Below are 26778 nucleotides of genomic sequence, written 5' to 3'. Positions count from 1 at the left end.
CATTTTGCGGTTTGCGCCGCAGGGGAAAGCCGCAAGGCCTTCCCGGGCCTTTTGAGAAAACTTCATCAAGCAAAAAAGAACACCCGGATGAAAACTCATCCGGGTGTTCTTTTTGTTCTTTCGGGGAACCTGTCCGCTTATTCCGCAGCCTGCTCGCCTTCGGGCTGGGCATTCTGCTTCACACGGTCGATGATCAGTTCGTAGCCGCCGTTGCCGTACTGGATGCAGCGGTTGATGCGGCTGATGGTTGCCGTGCTGATCTCCACGCTCTTCACGATCTGCTCGTAGGTCTTGCCATCCAGCAGCATCTTGGCAGCTTCCAAACGCTGGGCCATGTCGGCCAGCTCCTTCATGGTGCAAAGATCCTCAAAGAAGGTATAGCACTCTTCCATGCTCTGCAAAGAAAGGATGGCCTCGAACAACGCGGTGGTCGCGGGGTTTCTCAGATGATTCTTGTCAGCCATTACGCACCTCACAATTTGCTTTCTTGTTTTATTTGACTAAAGTGTATCACATAAAATTCCAAAAAGCAAGCCCGCATGATGGAATTTTTACGTTAATTTACACAAAGCTTTGCCTGGTTTGACGCAGCTCCCACAGGCAAAAAAACAGAGCCTGCCCCACCTTATTTTCAGCGGACGGCCCTTATCTCTCATGAGCAGGGATTATTGTAGCACGACTTTTGGCCATTTGCAAGCGATTTGGTCGAATTACCACTTTATTATTGCAAATTAGTGCATTGGAACAATGTGTATGTACCAAAAGGACAAAACCATACGATCAAAACTCCATTGAAACGCCAAAACCCAAGATTTTCCTATTTCAAATTCCGCAAAACGGAGCATGCTCCGCTTGCTTTTTGCGCGCTTGTGGCTCATTGCCTGCCTTTGTAATCAAGCCCTGAAAAGAGCATAGAAAAAGGGCGGCGCTCGTTCTGAGCGCCGCCCCTTACGGCTTGTTTGTCGGCCCTTGTGCGCTGTTTCGCGGTGTGCGACTTAAAACCACCGCGAACGCCGGGCCGAAGCCTTCTATTCACAATCGGATCGCCGGGCTGCACACAGCCCCGTCTGTTCTCCCAAAGGCTTTCGCCCACAAAAACGGGACCAGCACCGCACCGGCAGGATGAAAGCGAATGATCTGCGCCGCAATGGGCGCGGGTAAGTCGGAATCGACTTACTTCATCATGCTGGCAACCTCGGCAGCGAAGTCGTCGGACTTCTTCTCCAGGCCCTCGCCCTTCTCGTAGCGGGCGAACTTGGTGATCTTGATCTCGCCGCCCAGCTCCTTGGCCACCTTATCGGTGTACTTGGCAACGGTCAGCTCGTTGTCCTTAACGAACTCCTGATCCACCAGGCAGTTCTCCTTGTAGAATTTGCCGATGCGGCCCAGAACCATCTTCTCCTTGATGGCGTCGGGCTTGTTGGCGTTCTTGGGATCGTTGGCGATCTGAGCCAGCAGGATCTCCTTCTCCTTCTCGATCACCTCAGCGGGCACGTCGGCCTCGCACAGGTAGCCGGGGTTGGCAGCGGCGATCTGCATGGCGATGTCCTTGCCGTAAGCCTCGAACTCGGGCTTCGCAGCGATCTCCTCGCTGGTCTCGAAGCCAACCAGAACAGCATGGGTGCCGCCGGCATGGATGTAAGCGGAGCAGATGCCCTCGAAGCGCTCGAAACGGCGGATCTTGATGTTCTCGCCGATGACCAGGATCTTCTCCTTCAGAGCAGCCTCAACGGTGTCCTCGCCCATCTTGCAGGCCAGCAGAGCGTCCACGTCAGCGGGGTTCTGCTCGGCAACAACGCCAGCAACATCCTTTACGAAGGTCTGGAACATGTCGTTCTTGGCAACGAAGTCGGTCTCGGCGTTCACCTCAACCACAACGCCCACCTTGCCGCAGACAGTGGCGTAAACCATGCCCTCGGCGGCGATGCGGCCAGCCTTCTTCTGAGCGGCGGCCAGGCCCTTCTCACGCAGGTACTCAACAGCCTTCTCGAAATCGCCGTTAGACTCGGTCAGAGCCTTCTTGCAATCCATCATGCCGCAGCCGGTCTGCTCACGCAGGTTCTTAACGTCTTGTGCAGTAAAAGCCATTTTGATTATCCCCTTTCGTTATCGGTGGAAAATGGTGGGTGCTCAGGCCTCAGCAGCCTCAGCGGTCTCCTCGGCGGCGTTCTGCTCGCCCTGGCGGCCTTCCATCACGGCGTCGGCCATAGCGCCGGCGATCAGCTTAACAGCACGGATGGCGTCGTCGTTGCCGGGGATCACGTAGTCGATCTCGTCGGGGTTGCAGTTGGTGTCGACGATAGCTACGATGGGGATGTTCAGCTTGCGGGCCTCAGCCACAGCAATGCGCTCCTTGTGGGGGTCAACGATGAACATCGCCTTGGGCAGGCCGTGCATGTTCTTCACACCGCCCAGGAACTTCTCCAGCTTCTCGATCTCCAGCTCCAGCTTGGCAACTTCCTTCTTGGGCAGCAGATCAAAGGTGCCGTCCTCGCTCATCTGGCGCAGCTGCTCCAGACGGTCGATGCGCTTGCGGATGGTGCGGAAGTTGGTCAGCATGCCGCCCAGCCAACGAGCGTTTACATAGTGCATGCCGCAGCGGGTAGCCTCGTCCTTAATGGACTCCTGAGCCTGCTTCTTGGTGCCGACGAACAGGATCTCGCCGCCCTCGGAAGCAACCTCGCGAACAAAGTTGTAAGCCTCGTCCAGCTTCTTAACGGTCTTCTGCAGGTCGATGATGTAGATGCCGTTGCGCTCGGTGAAGATGTACTTCGCCATCTTGGGGTTCCAGCGGCGGGTCTGATGACCGAAGTGCACACCGGCTTCGAGAAGCTGCTTCATAGATACTACTGCCATGTTTAAATCCTCCAAAAAATTGTTTTTACCTCCGCATTGCATGCATGGTCTCCCACCCTAGCGGGCACAGGGGAACAAAGCAATGCGTGTGTATTGCCGGTATAGTATACCACAAGGGTGCCGGGATTACAAGCACTTTTTTCGCATTTCTCCGCGAAAAAAGCCGCGAAACCACGCAAAAAAGGGCGGCGCAGCCCCGCAAGGCCCCGCCGCCCTCTCTCATTGCCCGCCCAGGGCGTATTCCTGGCCGAACATCAGGTCGTATTGCAGCATCCAGTGCTCGTCAAACCACTGGGTCTGCTCTTCGGTCAGCTCCTCGGTATCCGCCGAGCCGTCCGGCTGGATGGTCACGCCGTGGGTCCGGCTGCGGTAAGCCGACAGCTGATCGATCAGATGGTCGAACAGCGCGGGCTGTTCCAGGCCGTAGAGCTCAAAGGTCACCGGGCTGATCTCATAGGCGCCCACGGTGCCGATGTCCACCGGCTCGTCCCAGTAGTTGGACCAGATCATCAGGGGCATCTGGTGCAGCTCCGGCGCCTCGCTGTCCTGCGAGGAGGAGTAGCCGGCGGCGGTGTAGACCTCATAGCCGCTGCCGATGGGATTATAATGGTCGCCCCAGAACACCAGAATCACCGGCTCGTCCACCTGGGAGAAGTAATCGGTCAGCTCGCCCAGCATGGCGTCCGCTTCTTTTACACCGGTGGCAAAGTCCCGCAGAGCGCCCAGGGTCTTGTCGCTGATGCCCTCGGGGGCCTTCACGATGTCCACCAGCTCCTCCTCGGGGTAGTTGGCCTCGTTGTAGCTGGTGTGGTTCTGCATGGTCACCGCGTGCATGAACAGGGGCTGATCCTGATCCCGCTCCTCCCATTCCTGGATGATGCGGCGGGTCATCTCGGCGTCGGTCACCAGACCGCCGCCCCAGTAGTAGTCGCGCTTCTTTTCGGGATTTTCAAAATTCTCCAGAGAGATGAATTCATCAAAGCCCAGGTTGGGGTAGGCGGTGTTGCGGCTCCAGAACTTGGCATAATAGCAATGGATGGCCTGCGTGGCATAGCCCTGCTCTTTTAAATAAGAAGCAACCGAGAACATGGGCCGGGTCACATGCTGCTGGAAGGGCTTGCAGCCGCTGGGCAAAAACTCCACCGAGTAGCCGGTGAGCGCCTCAAATTCCACATCGCAGGTACCGCCGCCAAAGCTTGGGCTGTAAGCCTTGCCGTAGGCGGCGCTTTCCATCAGCCGATGCAGATTGGGGGTGACCTCCTGGTCAAATTCCACCCCGTACTCCTCCAGCTCGGCCACGTCCCAGAAGGACTCGTTCATCACAAAGATGATGTTGGGCTGCTTCACCGCCCCGTCGCCCTCGTTTTTGTAGCTGCCGGTGAATTCCGGCGCCAGGTCCCGGGAGGCATCCTTGTCGATGATCTCCTGAACCGCCTCCTGGCTGTAGCCGGCGGGCTTGTCCACCTGCAGGTTCTGGATGTTGGTCAGAAAGCCTGCGATCACGCCATAGTTGCGGTAATAGCGGTTCTGCATCCACATATCCGGGGTGATGCCCACCATCTGGGAGACCGTGGGGCTGATGAACACTCCGAACACCAGTGCCAGCGCACCCACAGCGGGGATGCCCGCACCCAGCAGCCGGGAACGAACACTGGTTTTGGGCTCCCGCACAAAGCAGGCCAGCACGAACAGCGCAGCGAAGATCAGCGCGCTGACCCACATGGAGGTCTGCAGCTCCACGCCGGACTTGCCCGCCACGTCGGTGGCTTCCGAAAACTGGGACAGGTCCCAGGGGAAGAAGGGCTCGCCCCGCAGCTTCAATTTAAAGTATGTAACCGCCGCCGGGATGCAGCCCAGCAGCCCGGTCACAGTTACCGCCAGCGGATGCAGCCGGGTGGCCCGGGCCAGTGCCTGATAAATGCAGCCCAGCAGCAGCCAGGTGAGCAGGAAGGCGGGCAGATGGGGCAGCACGTTATCGGTGAGCACCTTCATGGTCAGCTCGCCCCGGTGAATCCACTCGGTACATACCAGGGTGATCAGGCTCACCACCGGAGCCATGGCATAGCGCAGCGGGCTGAGCCGCCGGGCAATGCCGTCAAAAATCGACGGTTTTGTCTTAACGCTTTGCAACGATTTGTTCCTCCTTTGACCGGGCGGCGCGGCCCGCTCCGGCAGACTTCCCCGCCCCGGCCCCGCACCCTTTGCTGAAAAGGAAACGAGGCTCAGGCGGTATTTGTTTCATTTCCCGGGCAATTTTTTGCCCGCAGATTGTTTTTGGCAACGGCAACACCGCATAAATTCAGGTGTTGGCGTGAATTGCGGGGTGTTGCCTCTGGTTCACGTAAAACGGAAACGCTGTTTATTATACGATGCTTTTTGCAGGCGGCGCAAGTTTTCAGCTGCTTACAAATTTGTGAAAGATTGCCCAAATGCCCTCTTCCGGCTTCTGGCGCTGGGATTCCGGCAGCGGACAGTTCACCAAAATCACATCCTCGCCGATGGTCTCGATCTGCCGCCAGGGAATGATCAGATCCTCTTCCCTGCCCAGCAGGCCGAACCAGCGGGGCCGCCCCCTCAGGATCAGCCCCTGCACCTGGGCACTGCTCACCTCCAGCTCCAGATCGTCGGCCCGTCCCAGCTTCGCGCCGGAGCCCAGCTGCACCACGTCCTTTTTGCACAGTTGCCGCAATGTCACAGCCCATCGCCCCCTTTTGTTTTCTTCCATTGATATGCCCCAGCGCGGCTGCTCATGCCCAAAGTTTTGCCGGGGCATTGGCCCAAAGGGGAAAATCGTGTATAATAAAGGCAATATCCCCGGGCCGTGCGCCCTTGGACGATTGCAAAGGAGAATCTGGCCTTATGTATAAAAACATCATCTTCGATCTGGGGGGCGTGGTGGTCGACTTCAAGCCCCGGGAGTTTCTGCTGGAGCGCTTTTACAATGAGGAGATCGAGCAGAAGGTATTCGAGCTGACCTTCGGCAGCGAGGAGTGGCTGCTGCTGGACGCCGGCAAGCTGAGCCGGGCCGAGGGCAACGCCCTGATGCTGGAAAAAGCCACTGCCGCCGGCTGTGCCTTCGAGGTACAGAGCGTGCTGGACGACTGGGCCCGTATGCTGAAGACCCGCCGCAAAACCGTGGAGGTGATCAAGCGGCTGAAGAAGATGGGCTTTTCCATCTACTATCTGTCCAACATTCCTCAGGACGTGATCGACGAGATCCGCCAGCGGGAGTTCTGGCCCCTGTTCGACGGCGGCATCGCCTCCTGCGAGGCAAAGCTCACCAAGCCGGACCCGGCCATCTACAAGCTGCTGCTGGAGCAGTACAGCCTTGTCCCCGCCGAGACCATCTTTGTGGACGACCACAAGCCCAACACCACCGCCGCCTTCGACCTGGGGATCACCGGCATCCACTACAAGGGCAGCTCCTCCTTCATCCGGGCGCTGAACACCTGCGGCATTCCCATCAAGGAGCATCTGCTCTGGTAATTTTTACCCTTCCATAAAACAACCTATGCGCCGCGCGCTTTCCCTTTCCGGGAGATGTGCGCGGCGCATTATTTTTTTGACAGCTTTCTCCGGGCCGCCGCGCTACAATCGAAGCCAGAGCGGGCGAACATGCCCGGCGAAAGGAGCGGAGTACAGCTGTGAAGACCGTGATCTATCTGGACGTGCTTTTGCTGGTAAATTTTCTGGTGGCCTATCTTCTGCTGCGTGCGGTGGGCTTTTTGTGCGGCGCGCCGCCGGGCTTTTGGCGCACCTGCGCCGGGGCGGTGATGGCCGCTTTGTCCTCGCTGATTCTTCTTGCCCCGCCGCTGCCCGCTGCTCTGAGCCTTTTGTACCAGGCCGCCAGCGCCGCTGCCGTATGCCGGACGGCCTGCCCATTCCGGGGCTGGCGAGGTTTTGCGCACCAGACCGTGTGGTACTTTCTTTTGAATCTGGGACTGGCCGGAGCAGTGCTGCTGGCTTTGAGCCGCGGTCTTCCTCTGGGCGCGCAGACCAACAACTTCGCGGTCTATTGGGCGGTCTCCCCCAGCCTGCTGGTGGGATGCGCCGTACTGGTCTATCTGACCCTGCGGCTGGTGCTGCTGGTTTTCGGCGGGCCGAAGGAAACCGAATGCTGGCAGCTCCGGCTTTCTCTGGACGGTGCGGATGGTCCGCCGCTTGCCGCCCTGCTGGACACCGGTTTTCTGCTGCGGGACCCTCTGAGCGGTCAGGCGCCGGTGCTGGCCAGCTACACCAGCCTGCGCGGCGCTTTGCCGGAGGCTGTCGCCGCCTTTCTGGCAGGCTTTTTTGCCGGAGCCTGCCCCGAACCGCCGCCCGGCACGCCCGTTCGGCTGATCCCCTGCAAGACCGCCAGCGGCATGCGTACTCTGCCCGCCGTGGGCGGCTTTTCCGCCCGGCTTTCCGGCCCCGGCAAGGTCCGGCAGGCAGACCGTGTACTGGTGGTTTTCACCGACCAGACCCTGGCGGACGGCTCGGTACAGGCGCTGTTCGGCGCCGAATTTTATCACACCGCACGGCCCGTGCAGCGCCGTTTTGCACAAGCCGGGCGGGAAAGGAGCGCTGTGGAATGAAATGCAATTGGCTTTCCCGCGCCTGGCACGCTCTGCTTTGCTGGCTCTGTCTGCCGGACGCGGTGTACTACATCAACGGACCGGAGACTCTGCCCCCGCCCCTGACTCCCGCCGAGGAAAAGCTGGTCTTTGCCGGGCTGGAGGAGGGCCGCCAGAGCTGCCGGGACATCCTGATTACCCACAATCTGCGGCTGGTGGTCTACATCGCCAAAAAGTTCGAGGGCAGCAACGTTTCGGTGGAGGACATTATCTCCATCGGTACCATCGGGCTGATCAAGGCGGTGAACACCTTTGCCCCCTCCAAGAACATCAAGCTGGCCACATACGCCAGCCGGTGCATTGAAAATGAGATTCTGATGTATCTGCGCAAGAGCAGCAACCGCCGTCAGGAGGCCAGTATCGACGAGCCGCTGAACACCGACGGCGACGGCAACGAACTGCTTCTCTCGGATGTGCTGGGCAGTGACCAGAACCAGATCAGCGCCCAACTGGAGCAGGACGCGGAAAAAGACATGCTGCGTCAGGCGGTGGCCCGGCTGGCCCCCCGGGAGCGGCAGATCATGCAGATGCGCTTTGGTCTGACCGATGGCATCGAGCGCACACAAAAAGAGGTAGCGGACGCCATCGGCATCTCGCAGAGCTATATCTCCCGGCTGGAAAAGCGGATCATCCTGCGGCTGCGCCGGGAACTGGAAAAATCACTCTGAAAGGCAATGCAGGGCCGGGCAAGAAATTCTTGCCCGGCCCTGCATTTTATCGAGTGACGGCGCACCGGCAATCCGCCGCGAAGCGCTCCAGCAGGCTGCCCGCAAGCCCCATCTCCCCCGAGGGCAGATACAGCCCATAGCAAAAACCGTCCCGCTGCCAGCAGGCCAGCGCACTGCCGCCGGGTGCCTGGCGCAGCTCGGTGCGCACGCCGCTCACCGGCCGCACCGTGAGCTGGTCGTACTCCGGCAGCCCCAGCTCCCACAGACGCAGCTCCTCTCCTTCCGGAGCCACCCGCAGCACCGCCGTCCAGCTGGGCTGAATAAAGAATTCCAGCTGGCCCACGCGCCGCCCCATCAGATACACCCGGTCCAGCCGCAGATAAGGCGTGTCGGGCAGCTGCGTCACCTTGAAGCCCGCCTTTGCGGTGAAATCCGGCGTTTGCAGCTGCTGCTTCTCCCGGACGCAGCGGTCATAGAAGATCGCCCACAAAAAGGCTAGCCCCGCCGTGAGCAGGAGCACTATTCCCATGCAGCACAGCAGCCAAAGTTCCGAGGTCATCGTCGCATCCACTCCCTTGCATCGTTTGTGTTCACAGTATGCCGGGCGGTCATTTTGTGTGAATCTTGCTGCCTTAACCGGTGTGGCATAAGAAAACAACGGTTCTGCCGTAGGATTTTGGCGCACAAAATGTTCAAAGGGGCGGGCAAGCCACCAAGGCTTGCGCCGCCCCTTTTCGCACTTTCTGCATCCAAAATCCTGGGGCACGGGCTGCGGGCGCGTCAATGATGCGCCCGCTCTGCTTCGCAGACCGCCCTGGCCGGTCGAAGAACCCACTGGGTTCTTCGCGGTTTGCGCCGCCCCGGCACCCTTGGTGGTTGTCAAGGGGCTTTGACGCTGCAATCCCGCAAAAGCGGCCCTTTTCCGGCGTCGTTTTCTTATGTCACACCGGCTTTATTCCTGCTTTTTTGCGGCTGCGGGCCCTGATTTTGCCAGCCCCGTTCCTGACTGCCCTGCCCCCGCCGCGGCCATACTTTGAACAGGCACCCTTGCCTGTTTGGAGTGTGAATGCGTTTGTATTACAACAAAGTGGAGCTGTGCGGCGTGGACACCGCCCGCCTGCCGGTGCTGAGCGAGGCGGAGAAAAAGCGGCTGCTGCTTGCCGCGCACGAGGGCGACGACACTGCCCGCCAAACTATGATCCAGGGCAACCTGCGTCTGGTGCTCAGCGTGGTGCAGCGTTTTTCCGGCCGGGGCGAATGCATGGATGACCTGTTCCAGGTGGGCTGCATCGGACTGATCAAGGCCATCGACAACTTCGACCCCAATCTAAATGTGCGTTTTTCCACCTACGGCGTGCCCATGATCGTGGGCGAGATCCGCCGCTTTCTGCGGGACAACAACCCCTTGCGGGTGAGCCGCTCCATGCGGGACACCGCCTCCCGGGCCATGCAGGCCCGGGAGCAGCTGCAGAAGGAGCTGGGCCGGGAGCCCAAAGCAAAGGAGATCGCCGCCCGGCTGGACATGCCGGAGCGGGCGGTGACTCTGGCGCTGGAGAGCGTGGTGGAGCCGGTGAGCCTGTACGAGCCGGTGTACAACGACGCGGGCGACGCCATGTATGTGATGGATCAGGTGGGCGAAACCGACGGTGAGGACAGCTGGATCAGCGAGATCCTCTTTAAGGACACGGTGCATCAGCTCAGCGAGCGAGAGAAAAAGATCATGGCCCTGCGCTATCTGTCGGGCAAGACCCAGATGGAGGTGGCCCGGGAGATCGGCATCAGCCAGGCCCAGGTGAGCCGTTTGGAGAAAAACGCCCTGGGCCGCATCCGGGACCAGCTGTGAGCAGCCCGGCAGGCGAAGCAATCAAAAAGGGTGTGCCCCTCATTCCGGAGGGGCACACCCTTTTTTGCCGTTCATCGGTCACTCTTCATAATAATAGCAGCCCACGCCCAGCGCACCCGGGCCGGTGTGACAGGCGATGCTCAGGCCCAGCGCGCTGCACTGCACCTTGCAGCGGGGGAAGCGTTCCTGCACATACTTCTGCCACTTTTTGCCCACCTCCGGCGAACCGGAATAGGCCACGCCGATGTGCATGGGCATCCCTTCAAAGCGGCCGGTCAGGTCCGCACAGATGGCATCCAGCAGCTTGTCCTGGGCCTGGGCCAGGCCCCGCACCTTACCGTAAGCGTCAATGCCGCCGCCCTGAATCTGCAAAAGGGGCTTGATGTTCAGCACGGTGCCGATAGCCGCTGCCGCCGGGGTGACCCGGCCGCCCTTTTTCAGGTATTTCAGGGTATCCACGGTTAGATATACGCTGGCCTTCAGGGCGTTCTCCTCCAGGTTCTGCTTGATCTGTACAGCGGTCAGCCCCCGCTTTGCCAGCACCTGTGCGTCCAGCACCGACTGGCGCTGGGGCAGCGAAATGCGCTTGTTGTCCACCACCTGGACCCGGCCGCCATATTCCGCCGCCAGAGCCAGCGCGGTGGCGGTGGTCCCGCTCAGACCGCTGCTCATGGGGATGTGAACCACCGCCTCATACTCGGTCAGAAGCTTATCCCACAAATTGGTCACGGTCTCCGGGCTGGGCTGGCTGCTGGTGATGTTGGCCCCGGCCGCCTGCCGCCGGTAAAACTCCTCCGCCGTCAGGTCCACGCCCTCCAGCATCCACCGCCCATCCACCGAGAAGGGCATGGGCAGGCAGTATACTCCCAGCTTTTTGGCTTCCTTTTCCGAGATACCGCTGTTGGTGTCGGTCACAATTGCGATCTTCATCTTCTCAATCCGCCTCTCCGCCCTGGCGCGGGCGCTGGTTTTGCTGTTCTTTTAACCAATGGTACACGCCCCGGGCCGGTTTGTCAATTCGCGGCGGGATTGAGTCCGGCTTTTTGCGGCGGGGCACTGGTCAGGCCGGATATTTTGTGGTATGCTTTAGGATGTAATTTTATGGGCTGCCGGCGGTTTCGCCGGGCCCGCGCTGCATTGTATGCCTGTTTGAACGAAGAAGGAGCCCTTGCCCTATGACCTACCGCCTGCGCAGCCAGACCGGCGATTCCATCGCTGTGCCTCAGCTGATCTTCACCAACCTCACCCGCGCCACCGGCGACCACATGCGGGTGGCGCTTTACATTCTGGCCACTCACAGCACCGACCCCAAGGACATCGCCCACGCGCTGGCGCTGAAGAATGTGCAGGCCGCCCAAAAGGCGCTGGATTTCTGGCACGGAGTAGGTCTGTTGGAGCTGGAACGGGACGCCGCGTCCCCTGCTCCCCTACCTGCCAAGCAGCCGCCCCTCACCGCCGAGGAGCTGCGTATGGCCGCCATGCGGGACCCCATGGTGAGCACCCTGGCCACCGAGGCTCAGGCCTATCTGGGCCAGAGCCTGGGCCAGAAGGACATCCAGCGGCTGGTCTCGCTGTATGTGAACGAGAGCATCCCGGTGGATCTGATTTTGCTGTGCGCGGCGCATATTTCCAGCCAGGGCCGCCATTCGGTGACCCAGCTGGAACGGGAACTGGACCGCTGGGCCCAGGAGGGTGTGACCACCGGCCAGGAGGCCGAGGTCTACCTGCAGCGCTTGAAGGAACGCGGCCAGCGGGAGGAAAAGGCCGCCGCCATTCTGGGCATGCCTGTGGGCGCGCTCACCCTGGCGGACAAGCGGTGCATCCGCCGCTGGTATGAGGAGTTCGGTTACTCGGATGCCATGGTGGAGGAGGCAGTGTTGCACGGCAACGGCAGCAAGGACCCCAAGTACATCAACGGCATTCTGAAAAGCTGGTACGCCAAGGGCTGGCGCACCCCCGCAGACGCCCGGGGCGGCGGCTCGCTGACCGGCGCGAATGTGCGGGTGGACCGGCAGGCTCCCAGCGGCAACGACATCCTGCAGCGGCCCGCACGCCGCCCGCTGCGCCTGAAACAGGAGGAATAAGCCATGCGCACCAAAAACGAACTTTACCGGGCGGCCCTGCGCCAGGTGGCCAGCCGCCGCCAACGGGCGGTAACCCAGGCCCAGGAGCGCCGGGCCCGTGCGCTGGCCGCCCTGCCCCGGCTGGGCGAGCTGGAAGCCCAGGTTCAGTCATTAGGGCTGCGCACCATGGAGCTGGCCGCCAAGGGCGCGCCCCAGGCCGAGCGCCAGGCGGTGGCCGAGCAGCGCCGCCAGACCCAGGAGGAGCTCCGGCAGCTGCTGGCCCAAAACGGCTACGGCCCCCAAAGTCTGGAGCCCCGCTACACCTGCCCGGACTGCCAGGACACCGGCATGGTGAATGGCCGCCTGTGCCCCTGCGTGGGCAAGCTGGCAAGGCAGCTGCGCTGGAAGGAGATCAGCGAGGAGACCCCGCTGAGTCTGTGCAGCTTCGAGAGCATGGACCTTTCGCTCTATCCGGACGCCATCGACCCGGCCACCGGCGAGAATATCCGCGCGCTGATGCGGGATAATCTGGCTTACCTGCAGGCCTACGCCCGGGAATTCGATATGAAGAATGCCAATCTGCTGATTTACGGCAACGCGGGCCTGGGCAAGACCCACGCCGCCCTGGCCATTGCCAAGACGGTGCTGGAAAAGGGCTTCAACGTGGTGTACATCTGTGCCCAGAACCTGTTCAGCCAGCTGGAGCGGGAGCGTTTTGCAGACAGCTGTCCCCTGCTGGAGGCAGTGATGGAGGCGGACCTGCTCATTCTGGACGATCTGGGCACCGAGTATGTGAACCCCTACATGGCCAGCTGCTTTTACAACATTCTGAACACCCGCATTTTGGAAAACCGGCCCACCATCTACACCACCAACATTGTGGACGGCAAGGCCTTTGAGGTCCGCTATACCGAAAAGATCGCCAGCCGCCTGGGCGGCAGCTGCGAGCCGGTACTCTTTCTGGGGCAGGACATCCGGGGTCTGAAAAGCCGGATGTGATTTCTGCCCCGCCCGACAAACGCCAACAAAGGAAACGAGTCGTTCCGACCCGTTTCCTTTATTTTGCCCCGCTGTGGGGCGCTGACTGTGGAAAAATGGAGGATTGTGTAAATGAAGGAAAACATCATGGGAACCAAGCCGATGACTCCGCTTTTGCTGGGCATGGCCTTCCCCATCATGATCAGCATGCTGGTGCAGGCGCTGTATAACGTGGTGGACAGCATCTTTGTGGCCCGTCTCAGTGACGCGGCACTCACCGCCGTGAGCTTCGCCTATCCGGTGCAGATGCTCACCATCGCGGTATCGGTGGGTACCAGCATCGGCGTGAACGCTCTGCTTAGCCGCCGCCTGGGCGAAGGTGACCGCAAGGCTGCCGACAAAGTAGCCCACAACGGCCTTTTGCTCATGGCGGCCAGCTGGGCGGTATTCGCGGTGTTCGGCCTGTTCTTCTCCGAGCTGTTTTTCAGCTTCTTTACCCAGAACCCGGAGGTTGCCGGGGGCGGCGCGGCCTATCTGCGCATCTGCCTGGTGTTCAGCCTGGGCATGTTTTTGCAGATCTGCCTGGAGCGGCTGATCCAAGTGACCGGCAAGACCGTTTACCAGATGGCCAGCCAGCTCACCGGCGCCGTAATCAACATCATTCTGGACCCTATCCTGATCTTCGGTATGTTCGGCATGCCCAAAATGGGCGTGGCGGGCGCGGCCGCGGCCACCGTGATCGGTCAGTGGATCGGCTGCGGGGTGGCACTGGTGCTGAACCTGCGCCACAACAACGAGGTCAAGCTGCGCATCAGCGCCCTGCGCTTTGATCTACCCACCGTGAAGAGCATCTATTCGGTGGGCCTGCCCAGCATCATCATGCAGAGTATCTCCAGCGTGATGACCTTCGGCATGAACTTCATTCTGGCCGGTTTCTCCGAGACTGCCGTTTCGGTGCTGGGCATCTACTTCAAGCTGCAGAACTTCGTATTCATGCCCGGCTTCGGCCTCACCAGCGCTCTGGTGCCCATTGTGGGCTACAACTACGGCGCAGCCAAAAAGCAGCGCATCCTGGCCTGCACCAAAATCGCCATGATCTCCATCTCAGTGATCATGATTTTCGGCACCGCGCTGTTCCAGCTGTTCCCCGGCCAGCTGCTGGCCCTGTTCAACGACGGCAGCGCCCTGGCCCGCACCGGCGAGCCCGCCCTGCGCATCATCTCGCTGAGCTTCGTGTTCGCGGGCATCGCCATCGTGCTGAGCAGCCTGTTCCAGGCTCTGGGCGAAGGAATGCACAGCCTTTTGATGAGCGTGTTCCGCCAGCTGGTGCTGCTGTTGCCCATCGCCTGGCTGCTGTCGCTTTCCGGCAATGTGGACCTGGTGTGGTACTCTTTCCTGATTGCAGAAATGGTTTCCCTCTGCTTTGCGCTCACCTTGTTCCGGCGCAGCTACAACAAGAAAATCAAGCATCTGGGCGGCGTTTGAGCACGTTTCCGGCGCTGGATTCCCACGCCGTGCGGCCCTTGCCCGAAGCGGTTCCTGTTTGGAGCCGTTTCGGGCTTTTTTGTTGCGCAAATGGCCCGGGCTGTGCTATACTTTTTTTAAAGTATGATTTATTTGTGTGCAGGAGGCAATTGGATATGGCAAAAGCAAAAACCGGTGAAGCGGGGCCGCTGGGCGGCGCGGTGATCAGCCAGCAGATCGCGTCCCAGCTGCTGCGCGAGATGCGCACCGGCCCCTATGAAAGCTGTGAGCGGCTGCCCGCTGAGGTGGAGCTTGCGGCCCGCCTGGGGGTCAGCCGCACCGTGATCCGGGACGCGCTGGCCGAGCTGGAACGGGAAGGCTACGTGGAACGGGTACGAGGCATCGGCACCGTGGTGAACCGGCGCATCGTGGCGCTGGACAACCGCCTGGACCAGAAATTCGAATACAGCACCATGATCCGTGCCGCCGGTTATGTTCCCCATGCGGACAGCATCTCGGTGCAGCAGCTCACCGCAGACAGCCACCTGGCCCATCAGCTGGAGCTGGAAGTGGGCGACCCGGTGCTGATGGTACGCAAGCGGGTGCTGGCAGGAGAAATGCCGGTGATCTACTCGGTGGACTATCTGCCCGCCAAGCTGCTGGACCACGAGAGCGCCCAGCGGCAGGATTTTGCCCGTCCCATCTTCGATATTCTGGAAGAGGTATGCGGCGTTTCGGTTACCAGTACCGTCACCCACACCAGTGCCGTGCTGGGCGATGCGGCCATCCGCAAAACGCTGGAGGTTCCGGACCACGAGGCTCTGCTGCTGATGGATGAGATCAGCTTCTCCAAGCTGACACGGCCGGTGATGTACTCCCTTTCCTACTACACCAATTTCTTCTCCTTCTCGCTGCTGCGCAAGAAGGTATAAAATTGCAAAAAAGGCAGGTCGTTTTGACCTGCCTTTTTTGTTATACCTGCACCGGCTGGGGCGCACCTGCCTCCGGCTGCCCCGGCAAAAGACACACCTGTCCCTGCTGCAAACAGGCGGTGAAGCTCTGACCCGGCTGGGCCTGGCCGCTGGCGATGCTGTCTGCCAACGCCTGCTCCACCGCCCGGCTTACCTGGCGGCGCAGCTCCCGGGCACCGTAGGCACTTTTGCCCCGCCGGGCCAGCTCCCGCGTCAGCTCATGGGTGTGGCGCAGCTGGTAACCGCTTCGTCCTGCCCGCTGTTCCAGCTCATCCAATAATTGCTCTGTAATTTGCTCCAGTGCCGGACCCTCCAGCGGCGAAAAGACCACCGCTTCGTCCAGACGGCCCAGCAGCTCCGGCCGGAAAAACCGCTTGGCTTCCTCCAGCGCCAACTCCTTGCGGCGGGCCAGCTGGGCCGCCTGCCCGGCCGCGAAGCCCAGCGCCTCCGACTGGCCGCACAGATGCCGTGCGCCCAGGTTGCTGGTGAGCAGCACGATGCAGTGGGAAAAACCGGTCTTGCGGCCCTCGCTGTCGGTGAGCTGGCCCTCCTCCAGAATCTGCAACAGCAGGTTCTGCACGTCCGGGTGGGCCTTTTCGATCTCGTCAAACAGCACCACGCTGTAGGGACGGCGGCGCACCGCCTCGGTAAGCTGGCCGCCCTCGCCGTGGCCCACATAGCCCGGAGGCGCGCCGATCAGCTTGGCGGCGGCGTGAGCCTCCATATACTCGCTCATGTCAAAGCGGAGCAGCGCTTTTTCGCTGCCAAACCACTGGCTGGCCAGAGCTCGGGCAAGATGGGTCTTCCCCACGCCGGTGGGCCCCAGAAACAGGAAGGCCCCCATGGGGCGGGCGGTGTCCCGCAGGCCGGTGCAGGCCCGGCGGATTGCTCCCGCCACCGCAGCCACCGCCTGGGGCTGGCCCACCACCGCCTCGGCCAGACGATGCTCCAGCAGGTCCAGCTTGCGGCGCTGGTGTTCGGTGATGCGCTGGGCGGGCACTCCGCTGGCCCGGGCCACCACCTCTGCCAGCTGTTCCGGCTCCAGGGTGGGCGTGCCCGGCTGGTCCTGACTTTGGATGTGCAGCGCAGCGGCGGCCTCGTCGATCAGGTCGATGGCCTTGTCCGGCAGGAAACGCCCCGGCAGGTACCGCACCGACAGCTCCACCGCCGCCTCCAGCGTGCGCGGGGGCAGCGTGACCTGATGAAACCGCTCGTAACGGGGGGCCAGCCCCTGCAGAATCCGCACCGCCTGCTGAGGGTCCGGCTCCTCCACCAGCACCCGGCCGAACCGCCGTTCCAGCGCCGGGTCCTTCTGCATGCAGCGGCGGTATTCCTGCTGAGTGGTGGCGCCGATCATGCGCAGCTCGCCGCGGGCCAGCAGCGGCTTTAGGATATTGGCCGCGTCGATGGCCCCCTCCGCCGCGCCCGCGCCCACCACGGTGTGTAGCTCGTCCACAAACAGGATGGTGTTGCCCTCCCGGCAGATCTCCTCCAGCAGGTTTTTCAGCCGCTCCTCAAAATCGCCCCGGTATTTGGTGCCCGCCACCAGACTGGCCATATCCAGGCAGAGCAGGCGGCGGCCCTGCAGGCTGCCCGGCACCCGGCCCGCTGCGATGCGCTGGGCCAGAGCCTCGGCCAGGGCGGTTTTGCCCACCCCCGGTTCGCCCACCAGGCAGGGGTTATTCTTCTGGCGGCGGCACAAAATCTCGATCATCCGTTCCAGCTCACTCTCCCGGCAGAACACCGGGTCCAGCCCCCCCTCCGCCGCAATGCGGGTCAGGTCCTTGCCGTATTTGTCGCTGGCACGGCTGCCCCGGCTGGGGGGCGGTGCACTGAATTTGGGCTGCAGCGGCAGCACCAGCTGGCCGGAAAGCTGACGGCACTCCTTGGCGGCGGCGCTCACATCCACCCCCAGCTCAGCCAGCCAGCGGCTGGCGGTGCAGGCCGGGTCCTCCAGCATGGCGCAGAGTACATGCTCGCACTGGGCCTCCTTCATGCGGGCGGCGTGGGCCCCCAGCACCGCGAAATCCAGCGCCTTGCAGCTTTCCGCCATCATATCCTTGGGGCCAGGCCGGCAGGCCGCGCCGCCCGGCTGCTGCTCCACCTTACCCAGGATTTTGATCTGGGTCACCCCCCGGGCCTCCAGCAGATTCGCCGCCGGGCTGCCCCCCTGGGTCAGGATCGCCAGCAGGATGTGTCCGGTGCTCACCTGCCGCTGCCCCCGCTGCCCTGCCAACGACAGGGCCAGATTCAGCATCTTCGCCGCGCTGCGGGAAAAGCCTTTGAACCGGTAGCTCATTGCCATCGTTCTCCCTTCGTTTGTTGGTTCCGGCAAAAGTATGGCCCGGCAGAGGCTGAGTTTAAACCGAAAGAGCGCAAAAAAGCCCGCCTCCCAGCATTTGTATACCAGAAAGCGGGCTTTTCCTTTATAAAAAGAAGATCACACGCAGATGTCCCGCCGGGTGAATACCACCACACCGGCAGCAAAGAGAATGACTGCACCCAGATACAGCCCCGCCAGCGGCAGAACATTTTCGCCGTTTGCCAGCGCCACCGGGTCGTACAACGTCACCGGAGTGAACCAGCGCACAAACTCCGCCTGCTCGCCCACACCGGCCAGCATATCCAGCAGCACGAAGGCCACGCTCAGACCTCCGCCCACCCACAGGGCCGGACCACTGCTCTGGAACAGACAGGCCGAGCAGAAGCACAGCCCCGCGAAGAAGAGCAAAAGCCCCAGATTGCCCAGATTCACCAGCGCAAAACGGTCAAACTCCAGCTCGCCGGGGAACAGCACCTCCGCCAGAATCCCGCACAGGCCGGTCATGTAGGCCACCAGCAACACCACCGCTGCCACCAGCACAAAGGCCTGGGTGAGAGCCAGCTTCCAGCGGGGCGTGGGGCTGGCCAGCAGCCAGGCCATGGCGCCCCGGTCGGTGTACCGCACCAGCAGCCGCTGCACCAGAAGCAGAATCATCACCAGCGGCAGGGCAATGAGCAGAAAGCCATAAAGATAGTTGGCCAGAAACTGGGTCAGGCTGGCCCCCGGATTGCTCATACCGAAGGCTGCGAACAGCTCCGGCATGCTCTCCATCATAATGTTCAGGCTGTCGCCCAGCTTCGGGTCGAACATGCTGGTAATCATGGACCCGTACAGGGTGACCACCCCCAGAAAGATCGCCGCCAGCGGGCCGTTGGCCCGTAGCTCCTTTTTCAGCAATGCTCCGCTCATTCGTTCCGCCCCCCATACATCCGCAAAAACATGTCTTCCAGCGACTCCTGCCGGGTTTTCAGGTCCTGCACGCCGCTCTGGGCCGCCATCGCCAGCAGCCGTGCCACCGGCTCGCCCCGGCTCAGCTGCAGCTGCACCCACTCGCCTTTTGCCACCGCGCCGGGCCAGGCTGCCGCAAAGGCTGCCGCCTCTTTCTCGCCCGCAAACCTCAGCTGATACACCCGGCTGGCCTTGGCCCGCAGCTCGCCCAGCTGCTCCACCGCCGCGATGCGCCCGCCGCGCAGCAGCGCCGCCCGGTCGCACAGCCGCTCCACCTCTTCAAAGATGTGGCTGGAGAGCAAAATCGTCACACCCCGCTGCTTTTCCGCCAGCAAAATCTCCCACAGCTGGTTCTGCATCAGCGGGTCCAGGCCACTGGTGGGTTCGTCCAGAATCAGCAGCCGGGGGCGGTGCATCAGCGCACACACCAGACCCACCTTCTGCTTGGTGCCCTTGGACATCTTGCGGATCTTCTGCCCCGCGTCCAGTCCGAACCGCTGGCACAGCTGCCAGGCGTAGCTCAGGTCCTTCTGGCCCCGCAGCCCGGCCATCAGCCGAATGAAGGCCTCGCCGGTCATATCGTCCATCAGGGCCAGCTCGCCGGGCAGGTAGCCCACCTGGCTTTGCACCCGGGCCGCACCGGCAAAGCAATCCTGTCCGAAGATGCGCGCGCTGCCCGCCCCGGGACGCACAAAGCCCATCAGCTGGCGGATGGTGGTGGTCTTGCCTGCGCCGTTGGGACCCAGAATGCCGAAAGCCTCGCCCGGCTGCACCGTAAAGCTCAGCCCGAACACGCCCCGGCCGCCGCCGTAATCCTTGGTCAGGCCGCTGACCTCAATCGCCGTTTCGCTCATTGATGCTCCTCCTTATAGGCGTAGCTGCGCAAGATGCCCCGCCACACCATGTATTCTCTCACCAGCTCTTCCAGCTCCAGGGGCTTTTGCTCCATGCGGCGGCGGTGGATGTAACCGTCGGTCAGATAGACCAGCATGTCCAGCACCTGCCGCGGCTGCACTCCGGGGCGGAATTTTTCCAGATCGACCTCGGTGAAATACCGGTCCCACAGCTCTTCCAGCACCCGCACCTGATACTTCTGCAGCACCGGGCCGATTTCCCGCTCGGCGGTGTAGTACATCCGCACCGAGAATTCCAGCGCCCAGGGAAGCTTGCGCAGAATGGCCAGCTTTTCGTCCATGCCGTAGTCCAGCAGATCGAAAAAGTCGGTGATGCCCGCCAGCTGCTCCATCTTCATGTTCTGCTCGATGAAGCTTTGCAGATACCGGGCCAGATACAGATAGAGCGTCTGCTTGTTTTTAAAATAGTAGAACAACAGCCCCTTGGAAATACCCGCCTTGCGGGCGATCTCCTCGGTGCTGGCCCGCTTGTAATCGCTCTGGGCGAACACCTCCATGGCGGCGTGCATCACCGCCTTGCGCTTCTCCTTGGGCAGCTGACGAAGCCGGTCCATCCTGCCATCCCCTTTCCTCCTGTTTTGCCTTGACTCGCCGGTCAGGGTTTCTGGGTCCATTGTACCCCATTGACCCAATTTTACAAGACCCCCACCACACAAAAAAAGCCGCCTTTCCCTTTCTGGGGAAAAGCGGTTTTTTTACAAAAGATTCCTGGATTACAGGCCCTCTTCCTGCAGAGCGGCCTTCAGGGCCTTGGCGATCTGATCCGGGCAGGAGGTGGCGCGGGGACCGCAGGTGGTGCCCTCCATGCGGCGGATGGCCTCAGCAGCGGGCATACCCTGCAGCAGCTGGCAGATGCCCTTCAGGTTGCCGTTGCAGCCGCCTACAACGCTCACTTCCTGGATGATGCCGTTCTCGCTCAGGGTCACAGTGGTGCTGCGGGAGCACACGCCACGGTTCTGGTAGGTATGGGTCATGTTGGGTTTCTCCTTTTATTTCAGGTAACTGTTTTTTTATGAGCCGGGCAGAAAGAGTCTCTCCCCGCCCGTTCCAACCGGCAAAGAGCCGCAGATGCAGTCCGCCGGGTCTGGCTTGATGATGGGCAGCGCCGCCCTGTTTCATGCGCGCCGCCGGTGGTTCAGCCCTTTCGGGTCTGGGCCAGCTGTTCCAGCCGCGCCAAAGCATCGTCGCCGGTGCGGCACATACCCAGTGCCCGGGGACTGCCGGTATTGCGGCCGTGGAAGTCGCTGCCGCCGGTGACCAGAAGGTCACACTGGGCCGCCAGCTGATAAAGGACCTGCTTGTCCTCCGGGGTGTTGCGGGGATGCTCGATCTCAATGCCGTCAATACGGCCCGCCAGCGCCAATTCGGTGACCAGCTCCATGCTTTTGTAGACGCTGGGGTGGGCAAAAACCGCCACGCCCCGGGCCTTATGGATCACGTCCAGCACCTGGTCCACGGTCTGGTAATCCGGGTCGTGCAGCACCTTGCCGCCCTTACCGAAGAGGGGCTTGTAGGTTTCTTTGTAAATGCCGTCCGCCAGGCCATAGTCGCACAGCACCTGCATAAGGGTGGATTTATACAGCACGCCGCCGTCCTGCGCCAGGGCCAGGGCATCCTCCAGCCGGAACTGGGGATAGATTTCTTCCAGCTCCCGGCCGCTCTGGCGGCAAACAGCGTTGCGCCGGTCCGCCATCAGCTGGCAGTGGGCGATCAGGTCCGGGCAGGTCTCGTCCGGCCAGTAGCACAAGATGTGCACCCGCCGCCCCCGCTCAAAGTCAAAGGCGGTGAGCTCGGTGGCGGGAATCAGCCGCACGTTCTCCCGCAGGCGGTTGGCATAGCCGTAGCGCACCGAATGCATGGAGTCATGGTCCGAAATGGCCAGATGACTCAGCCCCGCGCGGGCGGCCAATCGGGGCAGCCAGTCCGCCTTCAGCGAACCGTCGGAGAATGTGGTATGAGTGTGCAGATCGCCGGGCATGGCAGCTCCCTCCTTTGGCAGATCGTCAAACCGGCCGGGCCGCGCCGAAGCGAGCCGTGGCCGTGAAAAAAGTATTATTTTGCAATTTCCTTTTATTATAGCACACTTTTTGCGCCGCGCAAAGCCTTCTTGGGGGTTATGGAACAGTGAAAAAATTGCAAGGTGCGCAAAGCGAAAGAAAGCCCCGGTCGTTTGACTGGGGCTTGTACACAAATTAGTGAAAAGTGAACAGTGAATAAGGAAAAATCCTTCTCGGCCCGTAGGGCGGGGCCCCCACAAAAGTTTGTGCAGCAAAATTTTGTGGGGAAAAGGAGGAATGACGGAGCGGTATGAGAAAAGCCCGGCCAAGCGGCCGGGCTTTTTGAATGGAGCGCAGTCCATTCCGACGTGGAGCAGATGATGGGAATCGAACCCACACAGCCAGCTTGGGAAGCTGGAGTTCTACCACTAAACTACATCTGCACATGATTTTCTTTTATGGAACAAGATTCAGTATACAGCATACCCTTGCAAAAGTCAATCGGTTTTTCGGTCGAAGCTTGCCGGGCAGACCGAAAACACGTATACTAAAAACACCATCTACAACCCATACAAGGAGGGCTGAATCCATGAAAACCCCTGCCCGCGTTCTGGCTGTGCTCCTGTGTGCTGCCGCGCTACTTGTGCTCAGCTGGGGCGTACCTTATTACTTAATGAATACCGGCGTTCGGGTGGTACAGCCGCCCCAAAGCACCGTTTCTGTTTCGTCTGTCCCCATCGCTACCCCGGACCCTCAGCAGAAGGCCACTGACGCCCTGACCGCTCTGCGCGCTGCCGGTGCGCCGGAGGAGCTGACCGCCGGTTTTCTGCAATTTTGTGAGGAGCAGTCCCCAGGCATCTGCGACGCTTTGACCGGCGCCGCCGAAACCGGGGGCTACAGCCAGGACCTGTTCTGGCAGGTGAGCGGCAAGAGTTACCTGTATTATCAGGCGCTCTACACTCAGCCCATGGCGGAAAATGTGCACGACACCGGCGCGACGGACGGCCCGGCGGTGCTGGCTTTCACCGGCGATGTGAACTTTGCCGACGACTGGTACAACATGCTTCACTATGCACAGGCCGCGGGCATTGCGGACTGCTTCGGCGAAAGCCTGCTGGCCGAGATGCGCGCGGCGGACGTGCTTTTGTGCAACAATGAATTCTCCTTTTCCGACCGGGGCAGCCCCATGCCCGGCAAGCAGTTTACCTTCCGCGCCAAAACCGCCAACGTGAGCATGTGGCAGGAGCTGGGGGCGGACATTGTGGGCCTTGCCAACAACCATTGCTTTGACTACGGCGAGGATGCCTTTCTGGACACGCTCTCCACCCTGCAAAGCGCGGACATCCCTTATGTGGGCGCGGGCAAGAACCTGGAGGAAGCCATGCAGCCCCAGTTCTTTCTGGCAGGCGGCATGAAAATCGGCTACATCGCCTGCACCCGGGCGGAAAAGTACATCCTCACCCCGGAGGCTGGGCAGGACAGCCCCGGCGTGCTGCGCTGCTACGACCCGGAGCTGGCGGTACAGGCCATCCGGGCGGCCAGCGAGCAGTGCGATTATCTGGTGGTGTACGTCCACTGGGGCACCGAGGGCTCCACCGTGCTGGAGCAGGCCCAGACCGATCTGGCCACCCGCTTCACCGACGCCGGGGCGGATCTGATCGTGGGGGCGCACCCTCACATCCTGCAGGGCGCGGGCTGGCGGCAGGATACTCCGGTACTTTACAGCCTGGGCAACTTCTGGTTCAATATGGAGACGCTGGACTCGGCCCTGTTAAAGGTAACGGTGACCGAGCCCGGCGCGGCGGGGGCCACGGTGCAGCTGCTGCCCTGCATCCAGACCGGCGGCAGGGTAAGCCTGCTGGAGGAGGATGCGGACAAGCAGCGGGTGCTGGACAGCCTGAACACCGTGATGGAAAGCGGCTATTTTGATGAAAACGGCATCCTTTGCAGGGAAACACTTTAAGGAGGAACCAACCATGAATGAAAACTATGGCGAGCGGCTTTGCATCGAGCAGGGCCGCCCGGAGGACGCAGAAGAGCTGATTGCCCTGCTGCGGCAGGTGGGCTCGGAAACCGACAACCTCACTTTCGGGGCCGAGGGACCGGCCACCACGGTGGAGCAGGAGCGGGAGTATCTGCGCGCCATGGCCGAAACCCCCACCAGTGCTTTCTTCGTCGCCCGGCTGGACGGGCGGATGGTAGGCTCTCTTAGCTTCCGGGCCATGACCCTGGCCCGGGCCAGCCACCGGGCCGAGATCGGCATTTCGGTGCTGCAGGAGTGCTGGGGCAAGGGCGTGGGCAGCCGGTTGATGGAGGCGGCCATCGACTTTGCGAAGAACAATGCCGGAGTCGAGATCATCTCGCTGGAGGTGCGGGCGGACAACACCCGCGCCCAGGCACTTTACCGCAAATTCGGCTTTGAGGAGATCGGCCGCTTTCCCGGCTTTTTCAAGATCGACGGCAAGTGGGTTGATTTTCTTTTGGATGAATCTCTATCTGTGAATTCGTACGGCTCGGATGGACAAAAGGCTCGAAAAAGCAAAAAAAACAGTTCAAAGGACCCGGCAGGCGGTTGGCGCTGCCGGGTCCTTTGTGCTATAATCGATTCATACGGGCTTTTGCCCGGTGAAGTGTGCGCGCTGCGGGCCGGACCGAGTCAAATCGGGTGGGAAGCAGAGCACCGGCCGCCGCGCAGACCCCGAAACCCTGTTTCAAGGAGGTTTATTCAATGGTAACTTGCAGCAATACCGGCATGTATTACGCCCGCGGCCAGTGGGTGCAGGCGGACGGCGAGGCCCCCGCCAAGCTGGCTGCCCTGGGCTTTGACGAAAACGCGGTGAAGGATGCCCACACCGGCACCATCGCTTACGGCATTTTGCAGGCCCACAACCACAGCGGCGACGCCGAAGCTTTGCAGCTGAAATTCGACGCCATGGCCAGCCACGACATCACCTTCGTGGGCATCGTGCAGACCGCTCGGGCCTCCGGCCTGGAAAAGTTCCCCATGCCCTATGTGCTCACCAACTGCCACAACAGCCTGTGCGCGGTGGGCGGCACCATCAATGAGGACGACCACCTGTTCGGCCTGTCCGCCGCCAAGAAATACGGCGGCATCTTCGTGCCCCCTCACCTGGCAGTCATCCACCAGTACATGCGCGAGATGTACGCGGGCTGCGGCAAGATGATCCTCGGTTCGGACAGCCACACCCGTTACGGCGCGCTGGGCACCATGGCCATCGGCGAGGGCGGCGGCGAGCTGGCAAAGCAGCTGCTGGGCCGTACTTACGATGTGGCCCGCCCCGGCGTGGTGGCCGTGTACCTGACCGGCAAGCCCGTGGTGGGCGTCGGCCCCCAGGACGTGGCCCTGGCCATCATCGGCGCGGTGTTCAAGAACGGCTATGTGAAGAATAAAGTGATGGAGTTCGTTGGCCCCGGCATCGCCGAGCTGCCTCTGGAGTACCGCAGCGGCATCGACGTGATGACCACCGAGACCACCTGTCTGTCCAGCATCTGGTGCACCGACGAGGTTACGCACGAGTACCTGACCCTGCACGGCCGCGGCGGCGATTACACCCCCCTGGCCCCTGCGGACCTGGCCTACTACGACGGTCTGGTGGAGGTGGACCTGGCCAAAGTCCGGCCCATGATCGCTCTGCCCATGCATCCCTCCAACGTGTACAGCATCGAAGAGCTGAACGCCAACCTGGAAGACATCCTGCACAAGACCGAGGAGGACTGCGCGGCCCTGATGGGCGGCAAGGCCCGCCTGGATCTGGTAAGCAAGATCGAGAACGGCAAGCTGCGTGTGGACCAGGGCGTGATCGCAGGCTGCGCGGGCGGCATGTATTCCAACATCTGTGAGGCGGCCACCATTCTGAAGGGCCACACCGGCGGCAACGGAGAATACGCTCTCAGCGTTTACCCCTCCAGCCAGCCCACCATGATGGCTCTGATGAAGAACGGCGCGCTGGGCGAACTGATGGCCGGCGGCGCCACCATCCGCACCGCCTTCTGCGGTCCCTGCTTCGGCGCGGGCGACGTGCCCGCCAACGGCTCGCTGAGCATCCGCCACACCACCCGCAACTTCCCCAGCCGGGAAGGCTCCAAGCCGGGCAACGGCCAAATCGCCGGTGTGGCCCTGATGGACGCTCGCTCCATTGCGGCCACCACCCGCAACGGCGGCATCCTGACCCCCGCCACCGACATCGACTACGATCCCACCATTCCGGCCTACGAGTTCGATGATTCCAGCTACCGCAGCCGCGTTTACTCCGGCTACGGCAAGGGCAACTACGACGAGCTGCTGCGCCTTGGCCCCAACATCAAGGACTGGCCCGCCATTCAGCCCCTGCCCGAGAACCTGTTGCTGAAGATCAGCAGCTACATCACCGACCCGGTGACCACCACCGACGAGCTGATCCCCAGCGGCGAGACCAGCTCCTACCGCTCCAACCCCCTGGGCCTGGCTGAGTTCACCCTTAGCCGTAAAGACCCGGAGTACGTGGGCCGTGCCAAGGCCATTCAGGCCGAGGAGGCCGAGCGCGCCGCGGGCAAGACCAGTGCCAGCCTGCTGGAGCGCATCCATCTGGTTCCCGGCTGCGGCGAGCTGACCTGGGAGCAGCTGGGCATCGCCTCCAGCATCTATGCGGTAAAGCCCGGCGACGGCTCCGCCCGTGAGCAGGCCGCCAGCTGCCAGCGCGTGCTGGGTGCAGGCGCCAACATCGCGGTGGAGTACGCCACCAAGCGCTACCGCTCCAACCTGATCAACTGGGGCATGCTGCCCTTCCAGCTGGCCGGACCCACTCCCTTTGGTCTGGGCGATTACGTCCTGGTGCCCAATGTGCGCGAGGCTCTGGCCGGTGACCTCTCCTGCGTGAAGGCCTACGTGCTGAGCCTGGATGGCCCGCTGGAATTCCACATGAGTCTGGCCCCGCTGACCGCGGACGAGCGCCAGATCCTGCTGGACGGCTGCCTGATCAACTACTATAAGCACGGCTAATCCCGAATGTTATCAAACGCACAGCCAGAACCCCTGGCTGTGCGTTTTTGTTTTACCTCCAAAGTCGGAAAAAGCCTCTTCCCCTTTGCTGTTTTCTGTGATAGAATGTATCGGAGTAACAAACGACAGGCGGAAGAGAAA

General features: G+C 61.6%; 24 protein-coding genes and 1 tRNA gene. 11 read left to right on the top strand and 14 right to left on the bottom strand.

What is annotated here, in order from left to right; translation table 11 throughout:
- Window positions 1-137: 137 nt before the first annotated feature.
- The 5 genes from B5G03_RS04885 to B5G03_RS04865 form a co-directional block, all read right to left on the bottom strand.
- Window positions 138-464, bottom strand: a complete 327-nt coding sequence (locus tag B5G03_RS04885) for a YerC/YecD family TrpR-related protein (RefSeq protein WP_087180633.1) — start codon at window positions 462-464, stop codon at window positions 138-140.
- A 709-nt stretch (window positions 465-1173) separates the two neighbouring features.
- Window positions 1174-2088, bottom strand: a complete 915-nt coding sequence (gene tsf, locus B5G03_RS04880) for a translation elongation factor Ts (RefSeq protein ID WP_087180632.1) — start codon at window positions 2086-2088, stop codon at window positions 1174-1176.
- Between the two features lie 42 nt (window positions 2089-2130).
- On the bottom strand, window positions 2131-2856 hold the full coding sequence (gene rpsB, locus B5G03_RS04875; RefSeq protein WP_058967216.1) for a 30S ribosomal protein S2: 726 nt from the start codon (window positions 2854-2856) through the stop codon (window positions 2131-2133).
- A gap of 219 nt (window positions 2857-3075) precedes the next feature.
- On the bottom strand, window positions 3076-4986 hold the full coding sequence (locus B5G03_RS04870) for an LTA synthase family protein (RefSeq protein WP_242962291.1): 1911 nt from the start codon (window positions 4984-4986) through the stop codon (window positions 3076-3078).
- A gap of 265 nt (window positions 4987-5251) precedes the next feature.
- A complete protein-coding gene (locus tag B5G03_RS04865) occupies window positions 5252-5551 on the bottom strand; it encodes a PRC-barrel domain-containing protein (protein WP_087180631.1) in 300 nt (99 codons plus the stop codon).
- 164 nt (window positions 5552-5715) lie between these two features.
- Between B5G03_RS04865 and B5G03_RS04860 the strand changes: the two genes are divergently transcribed.
- The 3 genes from B5G03_RS04860 to sigE all read left to right on the top strand — a co-directional run bounded on the left by B5G03_RS04860 (window position 5716) and on the right by sigE (window position 8137).
- Window positions 5716-6342 (top strand): HAD family hydrolase, encoded by a 627-nt coding sequence (locus B5G03_RS04860; protein WP_087180630.1) that lies wholly within the window; start codon window positions 5716-5718, stop codon window positions 6340-6342.
- 158 nt (window positions 6343-6500) lie between these two features.
- On the top strand, window positions 6501-7430 hold the full coding sequence (locus B5G03_RS04855; RefSeq protein WP_162613334.1) for a sigma-E processing peptidase SpoIIGA: 930 nt from the start codon (window positions 6501-6503) through the stop codon (window positions 7428-7430).
- On the top strand, window positions 7427-8137 hold the full coding sequence (gene sigE, locus B5G03_RS04850) for an RNA polymerase sporulation sigma factor SigE (RefSeq protein ID WP_087180628.1): 711 nt from the start codon (window positions 7427-7429) through the stop codon (window positions 8135-8137). The genes B5G03_RS04855 and sigE overlap by 4 nt, the downstream gene beginning before the upstream one ends.
- 46 nt (window positions 8138-8183) lie before the next feature.
- Here sigE and B5G03_RS04845 read toward each other — a convergent pair whose 3' ends face one another.
- Window positions 8184-8696: a hypothetical protein gene (locus B5G03_RS04845; protein ID WP_087180627.1), complete on the bottom strand. Its 513-nt coding sequence runs from the start codon at window positions 8694-8696 to the stop codon at window positions 8184-8186.
- Window positions 8697-9203: 507 nt separating this feature from the next.
- On the opposite strand from B5G03_RS04845, the gene sigG reads away from it, so the two are divergent.
- Window positions 9204-9980, top strand: coding sequence for an RNA polymerase sporulation sigma factor SigG (sigG, locus tag B5G03_RS04840; protein ID WP_087180626.1), 777 nt, complete (start codon window positions 9204-9206; stop codon window positions 9978-9980).
- Between the two features lie 78 nt (window positions 9981-10058).
- On the opposite strand, the gene B5G03_RS04835 is transcribed toward sigG, so the two are convergent.
- Complete coding sequence (locus tag B5G03_RS04835) at window positions 10059-10910, bottom strand: DegV family protein (RefSeq protein WP_087180625.1); 852 nt, start codon at window positions 10908-10910, stop codon at window positions 10059-10061.
- Window positions 10911-11155: 245 nt separating this feature from the next.
- On the opposite strand from B5G03_RS04835, the gene B5G03_RS04830 reads away from it, so the two are divergent.
- The 4 genes from B5G03_RS04830 to B5G03_RS04815 all read left to right on the top strand — a co-directional run bounded on the left by B5G03_RS04830 (window position 11156) and on the right by B5G03_RS04815 (window position 15417).
- Window positions 11156-12064: a DnaD domain-containing protein gene (locus B5G03_RS04830; RefSeq protein ID WP_087180624.1), complete on the top strand. Its 909-nt coding sequence runs from the start codon at window positions 11156-11158 to the stop codon at window positions 12062-12064.
- A gap of 3 nt (window positions 12065-12067) precedes the next feature.
- Window positions 12068-13042, top strand: a complete 975-nt coding sequence (locus B5G03_RS04825; RefSeq protein ID WP_087180623.1) for an ATP-binding protein — start codon at window positions 12068-12070, stop codon at window positions 13040-13042.
- 111 nt (window positions 13043-13153) lie between these two features.
- Window positions 13154-14506, top strand: coding sequence for an MATE family efflux transporter (locus tag B5G03_RS04820; protein WP_087180622.1), 1353 nt, complete (start codon window positions 13154-13156; stop codon window positions 14504-14506).
- Between the two features lie 155 nt (window positions 14507-14661).
- Complete coding sequence (locus B5G03_RS04815) at window positions 14662-15417, top strand: GntR family transcriptional regulator (protein ID WP_087180621.1); 756 nt, start codon at window positions 14662-14664, stop codon at window positions 15415-15417.
- A 40-nt stretch (window positions 15418-15457) separates the two neighbouring features.
- Here B5G03_RS04815 and B5G03_RS04810 read toward each other — a convergent pair whose 3' ends face one another.
- The 7 genes from B5G03_RS04810 to B5G03_RS04780 all read right to left on the bottom strand — a co-directional run bounded on the left by B5G03_RS04810 (window position 15458) and on the right by B5G03_RS04780 (window position 22081).
- The gene (locus B5G03_RS04810) at window positions 15458-17755 is read right to left on the bottom strand and encodes an ATP-dependent Clp protease ATP-binding subunit (protein ID WP_242962290.1); all 2298 of its coding nucleotides are present in this window, start codon (window positions 17753-17755) and stop codon (window positions 15458-15460) included.
- Window positions 17756-17896: 141 nt separating this feature from the next.
- A complete protein-coding gene (locus B5G03_RS04805) occupies window positions 17897-18688 on the bottom strand; it encodes an ABC transporter permease subunit (RefSeq protein ID WP_087180619.1) in 792 nt (263 codons plus the stop codon).
- Window positions 18685-19581, bottom strand: a complete 897-nt coding sequence (locus B5G03_RS04800) for an ABC transporter ATP-binding protein (protein ID WP_087180618.1) — start codon at window positions 19579-19581, stop codon at window positions 18685-18687. Before B5G03_RS04800 ends, B5G03_RS04805 begins: the two co-directional genes overlap by 4 nt.
- A complete protein-coding gene (locus B5G03_RS04795) occupies window positions 19578-20195 on the bottom strand; it encodes a TetR/AcrR family transcriptional regulator (RefSeq protein ID WP_162613333.1) in 618 nt (205 codons plus the stop codon). The genes B5G03_RS04800 and B5G03_RS04795 overlap by 4 nt, the downstream gene beginning before the upstream one ends.
- A 159-nt stretch (window positions 20196-20354) precedes the next feature.
- Entirely contained in the window at window positions 20355-20615 is a 261-nt protein-coding gene (locus B5G03_RS04790) for a TIGR03905 family TSCPD domain-containing protein (protein ID WP_058966503.1), read from the bottom strand.
- A gap of 161 nt (window positions 20616-20776) precedes the next feature.
- Window positions 20777-21619, bottom strand: a complete 843-nt coding sequence (locus B5G03_RS04785; RefSeq protein ID WP_087180616.1) for a PHP domain-containing protein — start codon at window positions 21617-21619, stop codon at window positions 20777-20779.
- Between the two features lie 388 nt (window positions 21620-22007).
- A tRNA-Gly gene (locus B5G03_RS04780) sits at window positions 22008-22081 on the bottom strand.
- Between the two features lie 146 nt (window positions 22082-22227).
- On the opposite strand from B5G03_RS04780, the gene B5G03_RS04775 reads away from it, so the two are divergent.
- The 3 genes from B5G03_RS04775 to B5G03_RS04765 are packed head-to-tail and all read left to right on the top strand — an operon-like array spanning window position 22228 to window position 26637.
- The gene (locus B5G03_RS04775) at window positions 22228-23601 is read left to right on the top strand and encodes a CapA family protein (protein WP_162613332.1); all 1374 of its coding nucleotides are present in this window, start codon (window positions 22228-22230) and stop codon (window positions 23599-23601) included.
- Between the two features lie 13 nt (window positions 23602-23614).
- Window positions 23615-24373, top strand: coding sequence for a GNAT family N-acetyltransferase (locus B5G03_RS04770; protein ID WP_162613331.1), 759 nt, complete (start codon window positions 23615-23617; stop codon window positions 24371-24373).
- Entirely contained in the window at window positions 24367-26637 is a 2271-nt protein-coding gene (locus tag B5G03_RS04765; RefSeq protein WP_087180613.1) for a hydratase, read from the top strand. Before B5G03_RS04770 ends, B5G03_RS04765 begins: the two co-directional genes overlap by 7 nt.
- Window positions 26638-26778 lie beyond the last annotated feature (141 nt).

Origin of the sequence: Gemmiger sp. An50, assembly GCF_002161595.1 — a bacterium.
GTDB lineage: Bacteria > Bacillota > Clostridia > Oscillospirales > Ruminococcaceae > Allofournierella.
Note: the sequence above shows the minus strand (reverse complement) of the source record. Positions and strands in the feature narration are given on the sequence as shown.